Origin of the sequence: Streptomyces anatolicus (assembly GCF_019400875.1) — a bacterium.
Classification (GTDB): Bacteria; Actinomycetota; Actinomycetes; order Streptomycetales; family Streptomycetaceae; genus Streptomyces; species Streptomyces anatolicus.
Genome location: NZ_WMBF01000835.1, coordinates 1 through 1,286 on the forward strand (window position 1 = coordinate 1; position 1,286 = coordinate 1,286).

Here is a 1,286-nt window from a genome sequence, read left to right on the forward strand (position 1 = left end):
GAACTGGGCGTACCAGTCGACCGACTGCCCGGAGAGAACTCCCCCGGTGAATCGTGTGCACAGGCAACGTCCCTGCGTATCGCGCAGGATGAGGTACTTCTTCTTTCCCTTGGCGTCCACAAGGCTGGCCCCCGCCATTGAGCCGCCGTTCTTGGTCAACTCGCGCTCGTCGCCGCGCCAGCTGGCGGCCACCCAAGCCTTGCCGCTGCCATTTGTCACGGTCCCCTCAACGGTAAGGAAGCCACCCTCGTCACGCTTGGCGGACGTCACCTTGAGCGAGATCCCGGACTCCCCCTTGACTTCGGCCAGCACGCTGCCGCCCGTGGGCTGCTGAGACTTCTCGCCCTCCTTGCCGTCCGCGTCATCCTTGCCGTCCGACGACGAACTCTTCTCCGGCTTGGACTTCTCGTCGCCTCCGTCACCGCCACCGCAGCCAGCGACCGTGAGGACAAGCCCAGTCGTGATCGCCACAGCGGTCATTGCCCTGCGAGTCTTCATGGTGCGCCGAATGTTCATCGCTACGGCTTCCTTCTTTCGTCGATCACCGGTCAGTCGGCCAAGTGGACAGAGAAGAGCACGGATGCCTCAGGAAGATCACCCAGTTCGAATTCGTCCGGATCGATCTCGAAGGAGTCACCGCCGTCACAGTCGAATTCCACGGCCTTCTCCGGGTCGGCCGCTGGGTCGACGTCACAGCGCGGCTTGACGATGGCCGTAGCGTCGGCCCTGGCGTGCTGGGACTCCGTTCCCGGGATGATCGAATCACCGACGGTGTACGTGGTCTCGATCTCCGCGCGGAACCCCGGGTAGCCGTTCACTTCGGCGGGCCCGAACCCGATGACGGTGGAGTCGTTCTCGGCGGCCAGGGCTTCCGCCGCGCCTCGCGCCCCCTCGCCGGTGAACTTGTCTCCGCCGAGCCAGTCGAGCCAGTCGTCCCCTTCGCCGATGGACAGCTCGAACCCATCCATGAGTTCGTCCCTGGCGTCCTGCGCCGCCGCCAGAGCGGCGGCATCAGCAGCCGATTGGGCCCCGTTCCTGGCAGAGGCGGCTTGGGCGAATGCGAAGAAGGCGAACGCAACAAAGAGCAGAACCCCCGTCAGCCAGATGTAAATGGGGAGAGTCTGCCCTCGGTCGCTCTTCAGGTGGTACGAGATCAGCCGCCGATGACGTCGTTGACCGCATCCAGGATCGCGCCCGAGATCAGGCCGTCCAGACCCAGGCCGTCGATCAACGTAAAGATCCCCGCAATAAGAATCATGAGCCCCGCATACTCCACGAACCCCGCC

The 1,286-nt window shown here is 64.5% G+C and carries 2 protein-coding genes; both read right to left on the reverse strand.

Features of this window, described 5'->3' with window-relative positions:
- The coding region (locus GKQ77_RS32825) for a hypothetical protein (RefSeq protein WP_219692794.1) at positions 1 to 516 on the reverse strand (516 nt) is incomplete at its 3' end.
- Positions 517 to 548: 32 nt separating this feature from the next.
- Positions 549 to 1,157: a pilus assembly protein TadG-related protein gene (locus GKQ77_RS32830; protein WP_308117858.1), complete on the reverse strand. Its 609-nt coding sequence runs from the start codon at positions 1,155 to 1,157 to the stop codon at positions 549 to 551.
- Positions 1,158 to 1,286: the final 129 nt, after the last annotated feature.